Origin of the sequence: Neobacillus rhizosphaerae (assembly GCF_937468385.1) — a bacterium.
Lineage (GTDB): Bacteria > Bacillota > Bacilli > Bacillales > Cytobacillaceae > Neobacillus > Neobacillus rhizosphaerae.
Genome location: NZ_CALBWS010000004.1, coordinates 112,518 through 133,070, shown reverse-complemented (window position 1 = coordinate 133,070; position 20,553 = coordinate 112,518). Strand labels below are relative to the sequence as shown.

The window sequence follows — 20,553 nt, the reverse complement described above, 5'->3', positions numbered from 1 at the left end:
AGCGATTATGATAAAATCCGTTGTTTCAAAAGAATACCAGGAACTGCAAAAGGAAATCATCAAGCTCCAAGAAAAGTGGAAGCTGCAGCTAGATCCGGAAACCATTAGACCAAACCTTGATAAGGCTGCCATGGAGGCAGGGGTGCCTGTAGCCGCATTAACGGCAATTGACTTTGAAATTTCACTATTCTTACAGTGGGTAGAGGAAATAAATGCGCTTATTATAAAAAGCATTCCTGAGCTTGAGCCAAAGCTTGCGGGTATCGCCAGCCTGCTAAATGAGGAAATTGCTATCAATTGGATTGAAGAGGCCTTCGCCTTCAACCATCTTTATTTTGCCAGCTTTGCAGAAGAAAATGGATTGGAAGAATGGATCCCGCAATTCCTCGCTGAAACCGCTCTTCGCCCTTACCTACAACTAACGGCTGAAAAAGTTCAAAATGAAATCCATCGTGCGGTACCAGGTGCTGGCTGTCCTGTTTGCGGTGAGCCAGTCCGATTAGCAGCCCTTGAAGACGAAGGGAAAAAAGTCATCCATTGCCCGCGCTGCCTGGCACACTGGCATGCAAAACGTCTGGAGTGCTCGCATTGCGGTAATGAAAATCATAAAACTGTTCAGTTTTTAACGATTGAAGGCGATTCGGTCTCGCAAATTCAAGTTTGCGATGAGTGCAATGGCTATATTAAAATTATCGATACAAGACAATATATCAGCCAGCCATCCGCTGCCCTGCTCGATTTAAACTCCATTCACTTGGATTTTGTTGCCCAGGAGAATAGCTACAATGTGGTTGGGGAGAAAAAACAAACGAATTAAGAAAGTGCTTTTGTGGTAAAGGGGCGGAGCGTCGCAACAACCCATCAAGATATCCAAGCTGAGCGGAAAAGATACCATTTTAACTTTGAATAGGCGAAGCTCTGCTCACACCGCCTTTATTATGTTTGTATACTACTTATTTTTAGTTCTTTTCCATGAATGGGGTTTTATTATGAAAGCTGCTGCAATTATTTTAGCAGGCGGGAAATCGAGCAGAATGGGAACGAATAAAGCGTTTCTAAAAATAAACGAGAAAACCAATATCGAACGAACTCGGGATGCACTTAAACTGCTCTTTGATGATATAATTCTCGTAACCAATGAACCTGAGACCTATGAATTTTTAGGAATGAAAATGACCACGGACCATTATCCGGGAATGGGACCGCTCGCAGGTGTTCATGCCGGTTTAATGGCCTCTGATTACGATGTGAATTTAATCGTCGCCTGTGATATGCCGTTTGTTTCTGTGGAACTTGCCGAGGCCCTGGTTGAGTCTTGCGGCCATTACGATGCCGTTATTCCTGTGATTAATGGTAAACAGCATCCGTTATTTGCTGTATATCACAAGAAAATAGCAGGAGAAGCAGCCAGAAGTATCGAAGAAGGTAGATTGCGCATGAAACATCTGTTTGACCGCTTAAATGTTCTTTACATGACAGAAAGCGACCTGCAGACCTATAGCCAAATGGATCTTGAACGTGTTTTTTTTAATATGAATAACCCGAATGAGTATGAAGATGCCAAAAAGTGGGCCGAAGCAGAATTTTAAGGGGGAATGAGGCGACCATGCAATTTTTCAAAGTGAAAACAGTGGAAGAGACCTTTTCCTTAATCGAGGAGAACATACCAGCAATCGAACAGACAGAGGTGCGAGAGCTAGCAGAAGCCCTTCACTATATTCTTGCTGAGCCGGTGATTGCGAAGGAAAATGTACCAAGCTTTGATCGCTCTACTGTTGATGGCTATGCCGTTCGTGCAAAGGATACGTATGGTTCCTCGGAATCCATGCCCGGCTTTTTAACCTTAGTAGGGGAAGTGAAAATGGGCGAGGTTCCAACTGTGTCCGTCAGTAACGGTAAGGCCGTTTACATCCCAACAGGCGGCATGCTTCCTAGAGGCAGCGACTCAGTCATCATGATTGAACACTGTGAGGATGTAGATGGCCTCCTAAATACGTACAAGCAAAATGCTCCTGCTGAAAATGTGATTCGCACGGGGGAAGATATTAAAGAAGGCGAAATCCTTGTCAATAAGGGAACGAAGCTTCGTCCCCAGGAATTAGGTGCACTTGCGTCTTTAGGGATAACCCATGTGTCCGTCTTCCGTAAATTGAAGGTTGGTTACCTGTCATCGGGCGATGAAATCGTCCCCTATCAAACTGAAACCCTTTCAGCAGGACAAATTCGCGACATTAACTATTTAACGATTGCTGGACTGGCGAATGAATGGAATGTCGATGTTGTATACGGTGGAATTGTAAAAGATGACTTTGACGAATTTAAGCAAAAAGCCCGTGAACTCTATGATCAAGTCGATGGTTTAATCCTTTCAGGTGGTAGTTCAGTAGGAGCGAAGGACTATACAACGGATGTTATTCAATCCTTAGGTGATCCAGGTGTGTTTGTTCATGGCATTTCTATCAAGCCTGGTAAGCCAACGATTCTGGCATTGGCAAATGGAAAACCGGTGATTGGACTGCCGGGACACCCAGCCTCAGCGATGATTATCTTTCAACTTTTTGGTCAGCGAATTTTACGAAAGCTAAAGGGTGAGAAAACCGAGCATAAACCGGAGCGTATTTTTGCCCGGATGACCAAAAATATTCCATCCTCACCAGGGCGGTCCGATTATATCCGCGTTCACTTGTTTGAAAAAGACAGCGAGTGGTGGGCCGAGCCGATTATCGGAAAATCAGGTTTGATCACAACATTGGTAAAAAGTGATGGTATTGTTGAAATTACTTCTGAAAAAGAAGGAGTTTTACAGGGTGAATATGTACCTGTGTTTGTCTCGAGATAAGGGGGAGTAGTAAATGGATCACAAACACTATAAGCGAAAAATTTATTTAGAGGACAAGCCCCGAATGGAAGCGAAGCGGGAAATCCTCGAGGCCTTCGGGCTGCCCCTTGAAAAAGAAGTGATTCCAACAAGTGACGCCCTTGGCCGCGTAACGGCTGAGCCAATTTTTGCCCAGAACTCGACACCGCATTACCATGCCTCGGCGATGGATGGAGTTGCCGTTATCGCTGAAAGGACGTATAGCGCTCACGAGCAAAATCCGCTTCGTCTTAAGTTTGGAGAGCAGTTCTGTCATGTGGACACAGGAAATGCCATTCCTGCACCGTTTGATGCTGTGATTATGATTGAAAATGTCGATTTTATTGATGAAGATACAATCGAAATTATCGAACCGGCCACACCATGGCAGCATATTCGCCCCATTGGTGAAGATATTGTTCAAGAGGAAATGATGTTTCCGCAAGGACATATTTTGAGACCTGCTGATCTAGGTGTACTGCTAGCAACCCAGTTAACCCATATTTCGGTCGCGAAAAAGCCAGTCGTCACGATTATTCCAACAGGAAATGAACTCGTTGAAGTGAATTCAACCCTTTCTGCTGGAAAAATTATAGAATTTAACGGAACGGTATTTGCTAACTTTGTGAAAGAATGGGGCGGGGAACCGAAGCTTCATAAAATCGTCAAGGATGAACCGGAAAAGATTAAAGCCGTGCTTTTAGAAGCGGCGGAGATTTCTGATATCATCGTCATCAATGCCGGATCTTCGGCGGGACGGAAGGACTTCACGGTTCACATAATTGGCGAAATCGGGGAGGTCTTTACCCATGGTGTCGCCGCACGGCCTGGCAAACCCGTTATTTTAGGAAAAATAAAGGGGAAAATTGTCGTTGGCGTTCCTGGTTATCCCGTGTCAGCTTATTTGGCCCTCGAATGGTTTTTAAGACCACTAATTTGCAAGTATTTACAAATCCCTGAACCGCGCCGACAAACAATAACGGTCAAGCTTGGCCGCCGAATTGTCTCAGGAATGGGTGCGGAGGATTTTGTCCGAATGAATATCGGCTATGTGAATGGACAATTTGTCGCCAATCCGCTGACAAGAAATGCGGGGGTCACGATGTCGTATGTCAGAGCAGATGGCCTCCTAATCGTACCGACCAATGTAATCGGATATGAGCAGGGCGATTTTGCCGAAGTAGAATTGCTGCGCCCGCTTGAGGAAATCAAACAGGCGATTGTGTTTTGTGGCAGTCACGATCTGACGATTGACCTGTTATCGTCACAGCTGAAAGATAAGCGGACAGAAATGAAAATTGTCTCTTCGCATGTCGGCAGCATGGCTGGAATCATGGCGATTCGAAAAGGAGAGGCCCATGTAGCGGGTATTCATTTGCTTGACCCGAGTACAAAGCAATATAATATCGCATATGTAAATAAATTATTAGCGAGCCAAGACGTTGTTCTCTATCCATTTTTAAAAAGAAAGCAAGGCTGGCTGTTACCAAAGGGCAACCCGCTCGCCATCGAATCCGTTGTTGATGTGGTGGAAAAGCAGGCGAACTTTGTGAACCGTCAAAAAGGGGCGGGAACGAGAATTCTATTTGATATGCTGCTTGAGGATGCGAATCTCTCCCCTGAAGACATCACTGGTTATGAACGGGAGATGTTCACCCATTTAGCTGTAGCAGCAGAAGTAAACGGTGATAAGAATGGTGTCGGGCTTGGGATTTATCCGGCAGCAAAAGCAATGCGCTTAGACTTTGTTCCAGTCGCTGATGAGGAATATGATTTATTGATGACGAAAGGCTTTTATGAGAGTGAAAGCGGCAGACAGTTAATTGAGATTATCCAATCGGCAGAATTCAAAGAGCAAGTCGAAAAAATTGGCGGTTATGTCGTGGTGGAAAATGCAAAACCAAAATGTTTGGCCTGAGGTGAGGAAATGAATTACGAGATTTCAAAAGAACCAATTAATATACAAGCCGTGATTGATAAAGTGGTCCAGCGTGAAGCTGGTGCCATTACAACCTTTATCGGCACCGTCCGGGAATTAACGCATGGCAAGAAAACCTTATTTTTGATCTATGAAGCCTATGAAGCGATGGCTGTGAAAAAGCTCGAGCAAATTGGTGCGGAAATTGAACAGCGTTGGGAAGGCTCATGTGTCGCCATTACCCATCGAGTCGGCCGGTTAGATATTACCGATGTCGCGGTCGTCATTGCCGTTTCGACGCCACACCGTGCCGATGCCTATGAAGCCAACCGCTATGCGATTGAACGAATTAAGGAAATCGTTCCGATTTGGAAGAAAGAGCATTGGGAAGATGGCGAATCGTGGATGGGGAATCAGCTCGAGACAGTTGCCTATCCAAGCGGTAAGCCTGAGGCAGGTGACATAGATGAATAAGGTATTGTTTTTTGCCCATTTGCGCGATGCTGTTGGTGAAGAGTTTCTGACGGTGAATGCTAGCGGGAAAACAGTGGCCGAGCTGAAAGCAGAGTTATCTGCTAAGTATAACCTGCCCAAAATGGAAACCATCATGACGGCAATTAATGAAGAGTTTGCTTCGCATGATGAAGTAATTCGTGATGGTGATGAGATTGCATTTATCCCGCCAGTAAGCGGCGGCTGATCTTTAGATGTTGGGCGAGTTTTCTATTCTAGAGGTGAAAAAGTATGAACGAACGGTATTCACGACAAGTCCTCTTTCCAGGGATCGGAAAAGAAGGACAAGCGAAAATTAGCAGCAAACATGTGCTGATTATTGGTGCAGGTGCCCTTGGCTCAGGGAGTGCCGAAGTATTGACCCGAGCTGGAGTAGGTAAGCTTACGATTGTCGATCGGGATTATGTCGAAGCCAGTAATCTCCAGCGCCAGCAGTTGTATACGGAAGAAGATGTTGCTGAGAAGCTCCCAAAAGCGGCTGCGGCAGAAAAACGCCTGAAGGCCATTAATTCCGACGTGAAAATCATTTCAATCATCGGGGATGCGACGCCTGAATTGCTGGAGGACCTAGTGGTGGGTGTGGACGTCATGCTTGATGCCACCGATAACTTTGAAACGCGGATGGCGATGAACGATGTTTCCCAGAAATACAAGATTCCATGGATTTACGGGGCTTGTGTTGGTAGCTATGGGATGAGTTTTTCAATGATTCCCGGGAAAACACCGTGTTTGAATTGCTTGCTGCGGACGATTCCACTACAGGGGATGACCTGTGATACGGGTGGGATTATTTCGCCGACGGTGCAAATGGTAATTGCCCATCAAACAGCTGAAGCATTGAAGATGTTAGTCGAGGATTGGGAGTCGGTCCGGACTTCATTTGTCAGCTTTGATTTATGGAGAAACCAATATACTAGCATGAAAATGTCGAAGGCGAAGTTCCCCGGCTGCTTATCTTGCGGTGACGAGCGGACTTATCCGTTTCTAGATCATGAAAATATGACAAAAACAACGGTCTTATGCGGCCGCGATACTGTGCAAATCCGCCCGTCCATTAAAGGGGAGCTTTCCCTTGATAGGCTCGCTGGGCAGCTTAACTCACTTGGCTACACAGTGAAAGGAAATCCTTATTTATTATCAGTTGAAATGGGCAAAGAACGGATGGTTATTTTTCAAGATGGCCGAGCCCTTATCCATGGTACAAAGGATTTGACCCATGCTAAGTCAATTTATCAGCGGATTTTAGGATAAAATGGGATAGCACGATTAAGAGCTCTGGACAACAAAAGGAACCCGTACCTATTTTGGTACGGGTTTTTCATGTAACAAGGGATGTTCTACCTCCATGAAAGGAGATTGTTTCATGGTTACCTTTTAGACTTCGACAGTTGTACACAGATTAACATCAGAAAGGAGATAGTAATCATGCTTATGACCCATAACCAGGCCATATGCATATTGCCAGAGTCAATCGCGACATAGATGGCTGTCGGGGTGGTTTGGGTTTTCCCCGGGATATTCCCAGCGAACATGAGCGTTGCTCCAAATTCACCTAACGCTCGGGCAAAACTTAATATTCCACCTGAAATAATGGATTTCAATGCTAGTGGAATGGATACAAATAGGAATAGCTGGAATTTATTCGCCCCATCTACACGGGCTGCATCCTCAACGTCTCCATCCACCTCTTCAAATCCGGTCTTCGCCGATTGATACATGAGGGGAAATGCAACAATCGTAGCGGCAAGAACGGCTGCCCACCAAGTAAAAATGATTGGCTGATGAAACACCCATTCGATTAATTGACCGATGGGGCTCTGTTTTCCAAAGACGACAAGTAACAAAAAACCCACAACCGTTGGTGGTAACACTAAAGGCAAAAGGAAAATGGTTTCAATAATGGCCTTGCCTTTGAATTTTGCCTTGGCCATGAACTTTCCTATAAATAACCCTAAAACCAAAACAATGCATCCTGAAACAATCGCAATCTCGATTGATAGTATTACAGGATCCCAAAAGTGGTCTGTCATGTTCGATTTTTACAGTCCTTTAAATCCATATTTTTTGAAAACTTCCATCGATTCTTTACTTTGCAGATAATCATAGAATAACATGGCTTGTTTTGGATGGCTACTAGCTTTGATAATTCCCACAGGATAGATGATAGGAGTATGAGTCTTTTCATCAGCTGTTGCTGCAATTTCCACTTTTGTAGATGTTAGGGCATCTGTTTTATAAACCATACCTGCATCGACATTCCCTGTTTCTACATATGTAAGCACTTGGCGAACATCCTTGGCATAGACGATTTTTCCTTCAATTGAGCTCCAGATCTTTAAGTTTCCTAGTACCTCCTTCGCATATTTACCCGCTGGTACAGATTCAGGGGTACCAATCGAAATCTTATCCGTTTTTGTTAGGTCTTCAAACGTTTTAATGCCTTTTGTAGCGTCTTTTGGAACGACTAGCACTAATTCATTTCCAACAAGATCGATGCCATTTTTCTCTTCAATCAGACCATCTTTTACTAATTGATCGAATTTATCTTCTGCAGCAGAGAAGAAAAGGTCAACAGGTGCACCTTGTGAAATTTGTTGTTGCAACGCACCAGAAGCACCGAAATTATAGTTGATTTTCACATTACCATGTTCTTTATTAAAATTCGCCGTAATTTCAGTCAATGCGTCTTGTAAACTCGCGGCTGCTGAAATTGTCAATTCGACGTTTTCTTGTTTTTCCGCTACTGGCTGTTTTTTCTCTACCGGCTGTTTACTTTGGTCATTCGATGAGCATCCAGTAATGACAAGTAAAAACGTCATTACCGATAAAAATAATAAGTTACCCTTTTTCAATTCATCTCTCTCCTTTTAATTTGTTATAACTAATTATAACTAGTTATAATTAGTTATGGTATGAAAAAAATCACAATATACAAATTTATTAAGGAATATGCTTATTAAAAAGTAATGAGATACAATATAAAGAGGAGGGATGGACATGTCAAAGGAGATTTCCTATACGATTGAAGAAGTTTCGCAGCTGTTAAAAGTATCGAAGCTAACCATCTATGATTTGATAAAAAAAGGAGAACTTCCTGTATTCCGTGTGGGAAGACAGATGCGGATGGATGCAAAGGATTTAGACCATTATATAAAGCATAGTAAGTCTACTCAAATGCAGATAGCTTCCGTTCCTGTTGTCGATGCTCACAAAATCGAAACTAAGGAATCCCACAATATTGTCATTAGCGGACAAGATATCGTCCTAGATATCCTTGGAAAGCATATCGAGAAATGTTCCACCTATAAGACACTCAGGTCTTATTCAGGAAGCTTAAACAGCCTCATCTCTTTATATAATGGAGACTGTGACATCGTGAGCCTGCATATGTTTGACGGGGATACAGGAGAATATAATCTTCCCTATGTAAAAAGAATTTTAACTGGTTATCCCTATATTCTACTCAATCTGGTTTCCAGAAAAGCAGGATTTTATGTTCAAAAAGAAAACCCTTTAAACATCACCACTTGGACGGATCTAAGTCAACCACACATCTCCATGATCAATCGAGAGAAAGGATCAGGAGCAAGAATCCTGCTTGATGAACAGCTAAGGATTCATAGAATCTCTTCCAAGACAATAAGTGGTTATGAAGTCGAAGAGACGAATCATTTAAGTGTTGCTTCAGCTGTAGTGACCGGCAAAGCAGATGTCGGGGTAGGCATTGAAAAGGTGGCAAAAATGGTTGGAATCGACTTTGTTCCGTTAATTACGGAACGTTACGATCTTGTGATGTTAAAATCTCCTGAAAATGAATCCCTCATTCGGATTGTAAAGGGAATTTTATCTTCTTCATTGTTTCAATCAGAAATGAACTCTTTGGGTGATTATGATTATTCTCAAACAGGATCGATTATTTATGAGACATATTAAGTTGCTGATTTGTTTTCGGCTCAAATTATGACAAATTTTGATTTGTTTCACGTGGAACGGGCGAATTTTGTCGAGGCCGTTGAGGTGGAGTCTGATTTTTCAGCCGATAGGCATGCGCCTTGCGCTTTTCTTATAAAATGGGTCACACTCATGTAAAATGAGATGATTGACTGATATAGAGAGGGAATGTCGAAGTGAATATTTCTGTTCAAACATTATTAACGAAAATAGAAGAAGAATTGAAGCTGGCGAAAAACAGTGAGAAGCAAGAAAGCTTGCGAGAAAAGGTCTACTCTATTAAAATATTATGCGAATTGATACTGGATGAAAAGCAAGCAGTGAAAACGGAAGTGCAATTGAATCCAGCCGTTACGATTTCTCCTGTTATCGCGCAGCAGGCTTATCAACAGCCTGTCATGAATCAACAAGTTTTTCAGCAGCCAGCGTCGCTGCAACAAGCGAAAAAATTAGAGATGGACGACGAAGCCAATGGGGATTCATTACTTGATTTTTAAAAAGGGGAGATTTAGATGAAAGCATTTATTATTGTTGGTGCCATAAATGCCTTTTTGGCCGTGGCACTTGGAGCCTTCGGTGCACATGGGCTAAAGGACAGACTTGATGCGCATTATTTAGAAATTTGGAAGACGGGCGTTACCTATCAAATGTTCCATGCTACAGGGATATTAATCATCGGTATTCTCCTTGGGAAAGTTGGGGTAAGCTCATTATTTAATTGGTCTGGCTGGTTGATGTTGATTGGAATTATTTTATTCAGCGGCAGCTTGTACCTGTTAAGCTTGACGAAGATAGGCGTCTTGGGTGCCATCACACCGATTGGCGGCGTTTGCTTTTTAGCAGCATGGGTGCTTATGATTGTTGCTACCGTTAAAGAATTTTAACAGTAAAAAAGCATTGGAGTTGTTTCCAATGCTTTTTCTGTGGAAAAGGGGCGGAGCGCCGCAAAAATGAATCACTTTAACCAGTTAAAGTGAAATACCCATTTCACTAGACGAAAGATGTGAAGTCTAGCTCTGCTCTCACCGCCTTTATTAGGTGACTACGGCTTGTTCTCCAAATTTATTTCCACGGTAGGGTTGGGAGTTGAGGCTCATGATAGTTTTTTATGGGAAAATGAATGTCACTTGATACTATTACGCCATCCTTTATCTTGGCGGGTAAGTACCTAAGGATGGAGCCCCGCCGAATGAATATTCATACTCGATCTGTTCATCAAAGGTAATGTAGTCGACAGCCACCATTGGAATAAGATAACGTGTTCCTTTTTGGGGATCACTTAAGATGACATGATCTCTTCCTGCCGCTTCAATAATCCCGGTAAACTCTTTGGCATTCCACTGACTATTGCCTTCGAATGTTGTAAAGACGTGGACGAGTTTCCCTTTGTTTAAACGAAGGATGTTTTCAATATACGACTGTTCAATTGGCAGCATGCCAGGGATTTGGCTTCCGCCTGCCGGTGGCCTGGGAACCGAACCAGCTCCGGCTGGTGGAAATTGAGGCATTCCTTGCTGCATAGGAGGCATAAAACCCTGCCCCCCTCCTGCAACTGGCTGTGCGCCCTGCTGTCCGGCTGCTCCAGTATAGGGTTGAAACCCTTGTGGATTGTAATATTGGCTCATCTCTTTCCCTCCTAAAAATAAAAATACGAAAGGCCCAACATTTCTATTCATACGCCCCCAATCCAAAATGGTTACTGCGGGAAGGAATTAATATCCCTTCTCTCAGATGGGGGTCAATCCTTAAGACTCGCTGTTTAATAACTATGAGGGAAAGTCCGAATATATGACTTGTGGAAGGGGCAGAAAATGCAAAAAAACTTCCAGCTGCGGTGCGGCCACTGAAAAGCTTACTTTATTCTTCCGGTAGTTGTTATAAAACATAAAAAAGGTAGAAGCACTCAAATACCTGAGAGTTCTACCCTTTTTTGTATGGATGGACTTTTTCAGTGGCCACGTAGCGGCTGAGAAATTTTTAAAAAAGCATCAAATTTTTACTTGAAAAAGTTTATACATGAAGGAAGTTGGCTACGCGCTCTTCCTCTAAAAGGTTGCCGACAAAGAAAGCACCGAATTCGCCAAAACGGGCACTTACTTCATCAAACCGCATTTCATAGACTAGCTTTTTGAATTGTAGGACATCCTCCGCGAACAGAGTAACACCCCATTCATAGTCGTCAAAACCAACAGAACCAGTGATGATTTGCTTTACTTTTCCTGCATATGTACGGCCAATCATCCCGTGGCTGTACATCATGCTGCGGCGCTCTTCCATCGGTAGCATGTACCAATTATCATTGCCTTGGCGGCGTTTATCCATTGGATAGAAGCAAACATGCTTTGTTCTTGGCAGTGTCGGATAAAGGCGTGCAAGGACTTGTGGGTTTTGGTAGGGATCCTCACCAGCTGGCAGGTAGTTGCTTAGCTCAACAACTGATACATAGGAATGAGCAGGAATCGTGAATTCGGCTAATTTTGTTTTATTGAATTCGGTTTCAATGGCATTAAGCTCTTCCATTGTTGGACGTAGAATCATCATCATAAAATCAGCCTTTTGACCAACAATTGTATATAAAGCATGGCTGCCTTCTTTACGTGCACCAGTTTCGTTCCATTTTTCAACAAGGTTTAAAAACTCGTGGATAGCCGCTTGGCGTTCATCGCTGGAAAGCATTTTCCAAGTTGTCCAATCAACGGTACGGAAATCATGGAGGCAATACCAGCCATCAAGCGTTTGTGCTGCTTCACTCATTATAATCACTCCTAAATAATAATTCTGCTTATAACTATATCATAGTTTGACCAAGAGGCGAATGAATAAACCTCTGGTTCCTGGCAAGTGAATACTTTTATAAAAAAAGTAAATAGTAAACTTGTGAGTGTAATTTTTTGAAAACAAAAACATTTTGGATGAAAACGCTATATGTGATGTACTTGCTTGAAATTTTGAGCTGATAAAGTATGCTTAAAAAGATAGATTGTACAAAGGGAGGATTCGTCGTGAGTGATTTATTTGAAGGCTTAAAGCAAAAAATTTCCGGGCGTGATTTAAGAATTGTTTTTCCAGAAGGATTAGACGAGCGGATTGTGAAAGCAGCAGGTCGTTTGGCTGAGGAAAAATTAATCACACCTATTTTAATTGGTAATATTGAACAGGTACAGGCAAAAGCGAAAGAGGTTGGCGTTTCGTTAGAGGCTGCGGAAATTTATGACCCGGCGAGCTATGCGGGTATGGACGAGCTTGTCGCAGCGTTTGTTGAACGCCGCAAAGGCAAAGCGACTGAGGAAGAAGCGCGCAAGATTCTGCTCGATGAAAACTATTTCGGCACGATGCTCGTCTATTTAAACAAGGCAAACGGTCTTGTTAGCGGTGCGGCTCATTCGACTGCTGATACGGTTCGCCCTGCCTTGCAAATTATTAAAACAAAAGCGGGCGTCAAGAAAACGTCGGGCGTGTTCATCATGGTGCGCGAGGATGAAAAATACGTGTTCGCTGATTGTGCCATTAATATTGCACCAGACAGTAATGATTTAGCGGAAATCGCGATTGAAAGTGCGAAAACGGCGGAGATGTTTGATATTGAGCCGCGGATCGCGATGTTGAGCTTCTCCACAAAGGGTTCGGCGAAGTCGGAGGAAACGGAACGAGTGGTTGAAGCTGTGGCTGAGGCGAAGCGCCGTGATGCTTCACTTGTGCTCGATGGAGAGTTTCAGTTCGATGCTGCGTTTGTTCCGTCTGTGGCAAAAAGTAAGGCACCAGATTCACCTTTACAGGGGGATGCAAACGTGTTTATTTTCCCAAGCCTCGAAGCAGGTAACATCGGTTATAAAATTGCCCAGCGTCTGGGTGGATTTGAAGCGGTTGGACCCATTTTGCAGGGCTTAAATGCTCCAGTAAATGATCTATCACGCGGCTGTAATGAAGAAGATGTCTACAAACTTGCGTTAATCACGGCTGCGCAGGGACTATAATAGGTTTTGGGGCTAGTCCGTCGTCTGGACTGGCTCTTTTTTGGTTCAAATTGGTTACAAAGGAATTTGGAATCGGAAGTGGAGCCTCCAGTCAAACTGTTAAATTCCGCATAAATTTGATAAAATAAGCCCTATTAACCATTCAAGGAGTTACCAATATGGAAGGTTTACTACGACAACCCGAGTGGCGGATCATCGACCAATCAGCTGTGGGCATTCATTTTCAAGCATTACAATCCTTTGGAACGGATGATACCTTATGTGCCTCGATTGGGTCGGGTGAAGCACCGGCGACAGCCCGGACATGGGTCCATCACAATACCATTGTCCTTGGCATCCAGGATACGAAATTGCCGTTCTTACAGGAAGGGATTCAATTTTTGCAGCAGCAGGGCTACCAGGCGATTGTCAGAAATTCCGGCGGCCTAGCCGTGGTTCTCGACGACGGGGTCTTGAATATATCACTCATATTTCCTGAAGCTGAAAAAGGGATTGATATCAATCGCGGCTACGATGCGATGTGGTCTCTCATCCAACAAATGTTTGCTGATTTCCCGCATGAGATTGAGGCACGGGAAATCGTCGGCTCCTACTGCCCAGGGAGCTACGATCTGAGTATTAATGGCAAAAAATTCGCTGGCATCTCCCAGCGCCGTCTTAAAAAAGGGGTCGCCGTTCAGATCTACCTTTGCGTCAATGGCAGCGGCAGAAACCGGGCTGAGCTCATTAAGCAATTTTACCAGCGGGCTAAACAAGCCGAACAAACAAAATTCGCTTATCCAGTGATTGTTCCGGACGTTATGGCCTCCCTTTCAGAGCTGCTGGCAGTTAACTTTACGATTGCTGATGTGATACTGCGTTTATTAACTCAGTTAAAAATGAGCAGTGAATTTATCTACGGTGGTCAATTAAATGAGTTCGAACTGAACTTATTTCCTGGTTACTATCAGCGGATTGTGGAGCGAAACGAACAAGTAAAAAAGCCGTAAATCCTGCAACCGGACTTACGGCTTTTCTATATTAAGATGCTGCGCTTTATTCTCTTCTCCTAATTGCTTTCTCTAACTTCGAAAAATGGCTCGATCCAGAGCACCCAGCGGCTGGTGTACGTTGCTGTCCTATTACTCCGCTACCTTTTCCAGATTACCGTTACGGTCCATTTTGAATTTCGTAGCAGGTCTTTCCTCTTCTTCAAATAAGACAAGCTTTCGGGCGCGGTTCATGATTTTCATCAGGGTCTCGTAATCTTCCTGAATCGTTTCAGAATTCTGCTCGAGTCCGGAAATTTTAGCAGCCATTTCCTCGTTGTGCTTTCTTAACTCAGCCATTTCTCGTTTCAATCTTTCATTCTCACTTTTTAATGCTTCATTTTGCAGATTGGCATGATGAAAGTTTTGCAAATAACTAATGACTGAATCGAGCGTGAGTCCAGTTGTGACTGGTGGTCTGTAGCTTTGCGCTGGTTTTACAAATGTTTCCGCCGCCATTTCTACGGTGGTCATGTCTTCAACAGCAACAATAGGTTCCACGGGGATATCAACTGGCAACGGCATTGGTTCCAATTCATCTGCTGCAGAAACAGTTACCGGTGGATTATAAAGTAGCTTTTTCTTGCCGCCCTGGTCCTTACCTAAAACTCTTTGTCTTTGTTTCCGCTGCTTTTTGGATAACTGCAATGCTTTTTCGTAGCGGTGCCGGACGACAGCATTCCATCTGAAGCCACAGGCTGCAGAGGTTCGGTTTAACTTGTCCCCCACCTCTTCAAAAGCGTTCAACTGTGTACTGCCTTCTCTTACATGCCTTAGGACAGTTTCAGCCAAAAGCAGGTCATTCTCATCTGTCCATGCGTCTTGACGAACTTTCATATCTTTCAACTCCCTAAAAAAATTTACAATGAATTGTCAAGTGTATCCTGACGATTTTTAAAAGTTCTAGTCTTATGATGGACAAGTTTTTCAAGCTTTATACCAAAACGAATGAAAGGATAGTAGATTTTTTAACTAAAAGATTTACTAAGGAAGCTAACGATTGCTCGTGATTGCATCTTGCATTCAAAGGAAATAAAATGTAAAATACCTTAGGAGTTTATTTAATGAACCTAGATGGATAATATATATAGTATGATTTTTTTTGATCGTAGAAAGGGTTGTAACGAATGTCGAATGAATTTCGTGTTTGTGATGATTGCCAGGCCGTGAATTTGAAGACATTAATCCCTCGTTTAAAAGAAATTGATTCGGATGCCGAAATCAAAATTGGCTGCCAGTCCTATTGCGGACCTGGCCGGAAAAAGACTTTTGCCTTCGTTAATAACCGCCCTGTTGCGGCCTTAACGGAAGAGGAATTAATGGAGAAAGTGAATAAAAAGATCAAATAATCACCTTTGACGAAAATGCTCAGGTGATTTTTCTTTTCTTCGGTGCCTTTTTTCGGTGCCTGACACCGTTTCTAAGCCGAAAATGTTGCTAACGGTGCCTGACACCAAAGATAAATGTCGAAAAATCCTGCGGAATTTTGCTGAAAACTGGGTGTTTTTGGGATATAATAGGAGCAAGTATACGAGGAAGAGGGAAACCAATGGCCTATGCAGCGGAAAAACTAAGTGAAGAAAAAGTGTTTAAGGACCCCGTCCATCGCTACATCCATGTGCGCGACCGGGCCATCTGGGATTTAATTGGAACGAAAGAGTTTCAACGCCTGCGCCGGATCAAGCAGCTTGGAACGACCTTTTTGACCTTCCATGGAGCGGAGCACAGCCGGTTCAACCATTCTCTCGGCGTCTATGAAATTGTCCGCCGCATCATCGATGATGTGTTTGCCGGCAGGCCGGAATGGAACGACGACGATCGGCTACTAACCCTTTGTGCTGCCCTGCTCCACGACCTTGGACATGGTCCCTTTTCCCATTCGTTTGAAAAAGTGTTCGATTTTGACCATGAGGACTTTACAAACAAGATTATTTTAGGGGAAACGGAGGTAAATAAAATACTCTTGAAAGTAGGACCGGGCTTTCCTGCTAAAGTAGCCGAAATCATTGCCAAAACCTCAGAAAAAAAGCTGGTCATCAGCCTGATTTCAAGCCAAATTGATGCTGATCGGATGGATTATTTACAAAGGGATGCTTATTTCACCGGTGTCAGCTACGGCCATTTTGACATGGAAAGAATTCTCCGCGTGATGCGACCAAGAGAAGATCAGGTCGTCATCAAAAAGAGCGGGATGCACGCGGTCGAAGATTATATTATGAGCCGCTACCAGATGTATTGGCAGGTTTACTTCCATCCCGTATCGCGAAGTGCTGAGGTGATATTGACCAAAATCCTTCACCGCGCTAAGCAATTGTTTGAAGAAAACTATGCTTTTAAATATGATCCGCTTCATTTTACATCGATTTTCCTTGGGCAGGTAACATTAGAAGATTATTTAAAATTAGATGAATCAGTCATTTTATACTATTTTCAAATGTGGCAGGAGGAAGTCGACTCCATTTTAAGCGACCTTTGTCGTCGCTTTGTTAATCGCAATCTGTTCAAGTTTGTTGAATTTGATCCGGCGAATGAATATAAGAAGCTCGCCGAACTGAATTCCTTATTTAAAAAGGCAGGGATTGACCCTGAATATTATTTGGTTGTCGATTCGTCCTCGGATTTACCGTATGACTTTTACCGTCCAGGCGAGGAAGAAGAACGGCTGCCGATTCATTTATTGATGAAAAATGAGGAGTTACGGGAGCTTTCTCGGGAGTCAGAGATTGTCGATGCCATTTCGGGGAAAAGGCGGACAGACCATAAGCTTTATTACCCTGCTGATTATCTTGCGGATAATTCCACGAAAAAGAATATCAAGCAGCAAATACGTGCGCTTTTAGAATTAGAATAAGTGCTGTTTTGGAAAAGAGGCGGAGCGCCGCAAAAACGAATCAATTTTGCCAATTCAAGTGAAAATATCCGTTCTTTACTTTGAATAAGTGTAGCCTAGCTCTGCTTACACCACCTTTATTAAGTGAGGTTGGTGCTTTACATTAGATGTATTCCCGTAATTGATGGTAGCACATAACGGCATTTACGTTTTAGATGGAGTAGGAGATGACGAACGTTGTTAAAAGATCACGCGAAGCTGATGCAGGCGATTCAGGTTTCCGGTGAAATTACCGGCAGAAAAAAGCTGCAAAAGATGATATATATTGCGAAAAAGATTGCCTTCCCCTTTCACGAACGGTTTCAGTTTCATTTTTACGGCCCGTACTCAGAGGAATTAACGACAAGGGTGGAAGAGCTTTGTAATATGGGCTTTCTTGATGAAGTGAAAGAGAAAAAGGGCGGTTATTTTCAATATCGCTATACACTGACGGATTCGGGGAAAGAGTTTTTGAGCCTGAATGATGTGGATATGCCGTTTTTACAGGACTGTTTAACCGATATGAATGGACAGAATGCTAGATTCCTCGAGCTTGTTTCAACGGTTTTATATTTTGATAATCTTTCAAAAGAGGAAGTCACGAACAAGGTATTTACCTTAAAAAGCAGCCAGCGCTACACCGAGGCAGAAATTGGTGAGGCGTTTCAATATATTGAAGCACTGAAAGAGAAAATTCAATAAGATTTTTCAAAAACCGCTTTGGGCAAATGTGAGAGTCCAGGCGGTTTTTTTATACACCAGAATTTATATCATTGGACTTTGAGAAATGTCCAGCTCCAGACGTATAGCAGGACGATAATTGTCTGTAAATGGAAAAAAAGCCATAATCAGCGGAAATTGAGCCAATAAATTGAAAAAATGAGCCAATGTTTTCAAAAAATGAGCCAATAAAGTAGAAAAATGAGTCAAAGACCTCCAAAAATGAGCCAATATGATTTTTTTAATTGAAAAATAATCATGAAGAGGACAAAAAACAGCTAAGATACATTCGAAACTCATATCTCTTCGAATAAAAAATGGTTATATCGGTATTTTTTGTAAAACCTATACTTTTTCATTAAGATATTTGCTATGATTTGTCTATTGAGTATATGGGGGAGGCATGCGTCATGATCATAGGAGTAATTGCGGTCATTATGATTTTTGGAATTCCAATTGTCGCTATTTTAACAGGCCATTCTCAGAAACAGACGATGTTAAAAGCTGATATGATTAAAGATGAGCTGGAACTGGAAAAATTGAAGCACGAAAACTATTTGATTGAAACGGAAAAAATGAAGTTGGAACTCGAAAAGATGAAAATTGATCAACCAAAACATGAAATAAAATTCTAATCAGAAATAAAGAGTGTGAAATCCTGATGATTTCACACTCTTTTGGTGCCTGACACGCTATCCCTTTTATTTATCGCTGACACCTTTGTGAAATATTCACATGGTGCCTGACACCCTATTCCTTTTATTTATCGCTTGCGCGGACGCCGCCGACGGCGTAATGGTTTTTGCTCATTTCTTCAATAAAAACGGTGATGTTTTCTTTTGGTGCGCCTGTTGTTTCGCTGACGGCATCGGTTACCTTTTCTACTAACGCCCGTTTTTGATCTTCAGAACGTCCCTCAAGCATTTTTACTGTTACGTATGGCATGCTGTTTCCTCCTTATTAAAGTCACTAACAGTAGTTTTCCACAAACAAAGTAAAAGTGCAATAACGGTTGGCACATTTGATTTTCTTTTTCAAAGCGGTTTCATGTATACTAAAAGGAAAATAGACATAGAGTGCGGTTATGAACCCGTTTTCTGAGAGGAGAAACCCTATTGGAACATTTTCTTGCCTACCCACTAAGGCTGATTCCTTATGTAGCGATCACGCTGATGTTTGCCTTTACGTTTCACGAATTTGCCCATGCTTTTGTTGCCTATAAATTCGGCGATATGACAGCGAAAAAACAGGGACGACTTACCTTAAATCCGCTCAAGCATCTGGACCCGTTCGGAACGCTATTAATTTTAATTGCGGGATTTGGCTGGGCCCGTCCCGTGCCAGTTAATCGCTTTTTCTTTAAAAAACCGCGCCTAGCCGGTGTTCTCGTTTCTGTTGCAGGACCGCTGAGCAATTTGATTTTGGCGGCGATTGGCTTTATCATTGCCTACGGATTATTGAAGTTTGGTGTAACGATTTCGGATAATTTTAGTGAATTTCTGACAGTATTTATCAATCTGAATATCGTCCTGTTTATTTTTAATATGCTGCCGCTCCCTCCACTTGACGGCTATCGGATTGTCGAGGATTTAGCCCCCAATCATGTTCGGGCTAAAATGACACAATATGAACAGTATGGGATCTTAATCTTTTTAATTTTAGTGATTACACCTTTAAATCGATATACAATTCAGCCCATTTTTGATGTGGTCATTCCCTGGGTAGGGAATGTGCTTGGTAATTTCATCTATGGTCTATTTTTATAAAGGAGGACTGCACTATCCATGGAAGATAATAAGAAAAAACTTGGATTTAATATAATAAAAAGTGACCCGACTGATGGACACAAGGGCTACGGAAAAGGTGCCCTTAGTCTTGATAATGTTTCGCCAGTTATTATTGATGTCGACGCCGGGGAAGCGGAAATCGATGTTGGCGCGATGCATGCCCGTAGCGTGGTCGAAAAAGGGATAAAATTTTTAAAAACGAAAGAAGAGGTGCCGAACGGGAAACCATACTGGCTTGTGTGGGTGACGATAGACCGCAAGCCAGAAGGTCCCTATTATGCCGGCGTTACCGCTTGTTATATGACGGTGGACCGGGAAATCCGACGCGGTTACAAATCGCTTCCTGAGCACGTCAACCGCATGGATAAATCGTTAAAGCGTCATATTATTGTCGATGATATGGATGTGAAATCGAAACGGGTGTTAGCCGAATTCTTGCAGGGCCATAATGAAGTATTGTGGAATAATTCCACGGCGGAACTGAAAAAAGGATTACTGGGAGAGTAAAATGATGAAAGTGGATAATTACTTGTGGTTTTTTTGAAAAATAGATAGTATTATAAGCAGTGTGTGAATACACGTAAAACTAGGACAAGAAAAGCTCCGGACCAGTTCCGGAGCTTTTCTATTTTATAATATAATAATTTATAACATTGGACTTAGAGAAATGTCCAGCTCCAGTCGCCATTGGCTAGTGTACTTCGCTCTTCTCCCTACGATAAGTCAACATCGGTTCGCTCCGCTCACCGTGTTTCCTTTAGCTAATCAGAATTTATTTCCTAAATTCTGAACGCATAAATTCAACTATGCCTCTGTCTTCGCCTAACGGCTTGCCAGTCGGCGAGTTTACATTTATCTCGGTCGAAGCGCTCCATAAGGAATGCTTCGGCAGCATTGGCATCGCACGAAGGAAAAGCGTTAGCTTTTCCGAAGAGG

At 42.8% G+C, this 20,553-nt stretch carries 24 protein-coding genes; 18 read left to right on the top strand and 6 right to left on the bottom strand.

The genetic code is table 11. From position 1 onward, the window contains the following. Positions 1 to 7 precede the first annotated feature (7 nt). The 7 genes from M5A78_RS05780 (at position 8) to M5A78_RS05750 (ending at position 6,539) form a co-directional block, all read left to right on the top strand. Entirely contained in the window at positions 8 to 817 is an 810-nt protein-coding gene (locus M5A78_RS05780) for a formate dehydrogenase accessory protein FdhE (RefSeq protein ID WP_248734334.1), read from the top strand. Positions 818 to 989: 172 nt separating this feature from the next. Then, positions 990 to 1,589, top strand: a complete 600-nt coding sequence (mobA, locus tag M5A78_RS05775; RefSeq protein ID WP_248734333.1) for a molybdenum cofactor guanylyltransferase — start codon at positions 990 to 992, stop codon at positions 1,587 to 1,589. Positions 1,590 to 1,606: 17 nt separating this feature from the next. Further along, complete coding sequence (locus M5A78_RS05770) at positions 1,607 to 2,839, top strand: molybdopterin molybdotransferase MoeA (protein ID WP_248734332.1); 1,233 nt, start codon at positions 1,607 to 1,609, stop codon at positions 2,837 to 2,839. A gap of 13 nt (positions 2,840 to 2,852) precedes the next feature. Then, positions 2,853 to 4,775 (top strand): molybdopterin biosynthesis protein, encoded by a 1,923-nt coding sequence (locus tag M5A78_RS05765; RefSeq protein WP_248734331.1) that lies wholly within the window; start codon positions 2,853 to 2,855, stop codon positions 4,773 to 4,775. Between the two features lie 9 nt (positions 4,776 to 4,784). Beyond that, positions 4,785 to 5,249 (top strand): molybdenum cofactor biosynthesis protein MoaE, encoded by a 465-nt coding sequence (locus tag M5A78_RS05760; RefSeq protein ID WP_248734330.1) that lies wholly within the window; start codon positions 4,785 to 4,787, stop codon positions 5,247 to 5,249. Further along, the gene (gene moaD / locus M5A78_RS05755; protein ID WP_248734329.1) at positions 5,242 to 5,475 is read left to right on the top strand and encodes a molybdopterin converting factor subunit 1; all 234 of its coding nucleotides are present in this window, start codon (positions 5,242 to 5,244) and stop codon (positions 5,473 to 5,475) included. The genes M5A78_RS05760 and moaD overlap by 8 nt, the downstream gene beginning before the upstream one ends. Positions 5,476 to 5,519: 44 nt before the next feature. Then, on the top strand, positions 5,520 to 6,539 hold the full coding sequence (locus tag M5A78_RS05750) for a thiazole biosynthesis adenylyltransferase ThiF (protein ID WP_248734328.1): 1,020 nt from the start codon (positions 5,520 to 5,522) through the stop codon (positions 6,537 to 6,539). 116 nt (positions 6,540 to 6,655) lie between these two features. Here M5A78_RS05750 and modB read toward each other — a convergent pair whose 3' ends face one another. Together modB and modA are read right to left on the bottom strand one after the other, a co-directional pair. Further along, positions 6,656 to 7,318, bottom strand: coding sequence for a molybdate ABC transporter permease subunit (gene modB / locus M5A78_RS05745; RefSeq protein ID WP_248734327.1), 663 nt, complete (start codon positions 7,316 to 7,318; stop codon positions 6,656 to 6,658). Between the two features lie 9 nt (positions 7,319 to 7,327). Beyond that, on the bottom strand, positions 7,328 to 8,140 hold the full coding sequence (gene modA / locus M5A78_RS05740) for a molybdate ABC transporter substrate-binding protein (protein ID WP_248734326.1): 813 nt from the start codon (positions 8,138 to 8,140) through the stop codon (positions 7,328 to 7,330). 145 nt (positions 8,141 to 8,285) lie between these two features. Between modA and M5A78_RS05735 the strand changes: the two genes are divergently transcribed. The 3 genes from M5A78_RS05735 (at position 8,286) to M5A78_RS05725 (ending at position 10,123) form a co-directional block, all read left to right on the top strand. Next, positions 8,286 to 9,221 carry a substrate-binding domain-containing protein gene (locus M5A78_RS05735; RefSeq protein ID WP_248734325.1) on the top strand — a complete coding sequence of 312 codons (936 nt, stop codon included), beginning with the start codon at positions 8,286 to 8,288 and terminating at the stop codon, positions 9,219 to 9,221. A 194-nt stretch (positions 9,222 to 9,415) separates the two neighbouring features. Next, positions 9,416 to 9,736: a YwdI family protein gene (locus M5A78_RS05730; RefSeq protein WP_248734324.1), complete on the top strand. Its 321-nt coding sequence runs from the start codon at positions 9,416 to 9,418 to the stop codon at positions 9,734 to 9,736. A gap of 15 nt (positions 9,737 to 9,751) precedes the next feature. Beyond that, positions 9,752 to 10,123 carry a DUF423 domain-containing protein gene (locus tag M5A78_RS05725; protein ID WP_248734323.1) on the top strand — a complete coding sequence of 124 codons (372 nt, stop codon included), beginning with the start codon at positions 9,752 to 9,754 and terminating at the stop codon, positions 10,121 to 10,123. A gap of 264 nt (positions 10,124 to 10,387) precedes the next feature. Here the strand turns inward: M5A78_RS05725 and gerQ are convergent, their stop codons facing one another. Together gerQ and hemQ are read right to left on the bottom strand one after the other, a co-directional pair. Further along, positions 10,388 to 10,864: a spore coat protein GerQ gene (gene gerQ / locus M5A78_RS05720; RefSeq protein WP_248734322.1), complete on the bottom strand. Its 477-nt coding sequence runs from the start codon at positions 10,862 to 10,864 to the stop codon at positions 10,388 to 10,390. 385 nt (positions 10,865 to 11,249) lie between these two features. Beyond that, entirely contained in the window at positions 11,250 to 11,993 is a 744-nt protein-coding gene (gene hemQ / locus M5A78_RS05715) for a hydrogen peroxide-dependent heme synthase (protein ID WP_248734321.1), read from the bottom strand. Between the two features lie 248 nt (positions 11,994 to 12,241). On the opposite strand from hemQ, the gene pta reads away from it, so the two are divergent. Then, positions 12,242 to 13,213, top strand: coding sequence for a phosphate acetyltransferase (pta, locus tag M5A78_RS05710; protein WP_248734320.1), 972 nt, complete (start codon positions 12,242 to 12,244; stop codon positions 13,211 to 13,213). Between the two features lie 158 nt (positions 13,214 to 13,371). After that, positions 13,372 to 14,202 carry a lipoate--protein ligase family protein gene (locus M5A78_RS05705; RefSeq protein ID WP_248734319.1) on the top strand — a complete coding sequence of 277 codons (831 nt, stop codon included), beginning with the start codon at positions 13,372 to 13,374 and terminating at the stop codon, positions 14,200 to 14,202. Between the two features lie 132 nt (positions 14,203 to 14,334). Here the strand turns inward: M5A78_RS05705 and M5A78_RS05700 are convergent, their stop codons facing one another. After that, complete coding sequence (locus M5A78_RS05700; RefSeq protein ID WP_248734318.1) at positions 14,335 to 15,078, bottom strand: RsfA family transcriptional regulator; 744 nt, start codon at positions 15,076 to 15,078, stop codon at positions 14,335 to 14,337. 290 nt (positions 15,079 to 15,368) lie between these two features. On the opposite strand from M5A78_RS05700, the gene M5A78_RS05695 reads away from it, so the two are divergent. The 4 genes from M5A78_RS05695 to M5A78_RS05680 all read left to right on the top strand — a co-directional run bounded on the left by M5A78_RS05695 (position 15,369) and on the right by M5A78_RS05680 (position 18,465). Further along, positions 15,369 to 15,590, top strand: coding sequence for a DUF1450 domain-containing protein (locus M5A78_RS05695; RefSeq protein WP_248734317.1), 222 nt, complete (start codon positions 15,369 to 15,371; stop codon positions 15,588 to 15,590). Positions 15,591 to 15,790: 200 nt separating this feature from the next. Continuing rightward, complete coding sequence (locus M5A78_RS05690) at positions 15,791 to 17,092, top strand: HD domain-containing protein (protein ID WP_248734316.1); 1,302 nt, start codon at positions 15,791 to 15,793, stop codon at positions 17,090 to 17,092. Between the two features lie 216 nt (positions 17,093 to 17,308). After that, entirely contained in the window at positions 17,309 to 17,812 is a 504-nt protein-coding gene (locus M5A78_RS05685; protein ID WP_248734315.1) for a YwgA family protein, read from the top strand. Positions 17,813 to 18,240: 428 nt separating this feature from the next. After that, positions 18,241 to 18,465, top strand: a complete 225-nt coding sequence (locus M5A78_RS05680; RefSeq protein ID WP_406603668.1) for a hypothetical protein — start codon at positions 18,241 to 18,243, stop codon at positions 18,463 to 18,465. Between the two features lie 124 nt (positions 18,466 to 18,589). Here M5A78_RS05680 and M5A78_RS05675 read toward each other — a convergent pair whose 3' ends face one another. After that, entirely contained in the window at positions 18,590 to 18,775 is a 186-nt protein-coding gene (locus M5A78_RS05675; RefSeq protein ID WP_248734314.1) for a 2-hydroxymuconate tautomerase, read from the bottom strand. 170 nt (positions 18,776 to 18,945) lie between these two features. Between M5A78_RS05675 and M5A78_RS05670 the strand changes: the two genes are divergently transcribed. Next, a complete protein-coding gene (locus tag M5A78_RS05670; RefSeq protein ID WP_248734313.1) occupies positions 18,946 to 19,596 on the top strand; it encodes a site-2 protease family protein in 651 nt (216 codons plus the stop codon). Positions 19,597 to 19,614: 18 nt separating this feature from the next. Next, positions 19,615 to 20,124, top strand: a complete 510-nt coding sequence (locus tag M5A78_RS05665) for a YwhD family protein (RefSeq protein WP_248734312.1) — start codon at positions 19,615 to 19,617, stop codon at positions 20,122 to 20,124. Positions 20,125 to 20,553 lie beyond the last annotated feature (429 nt).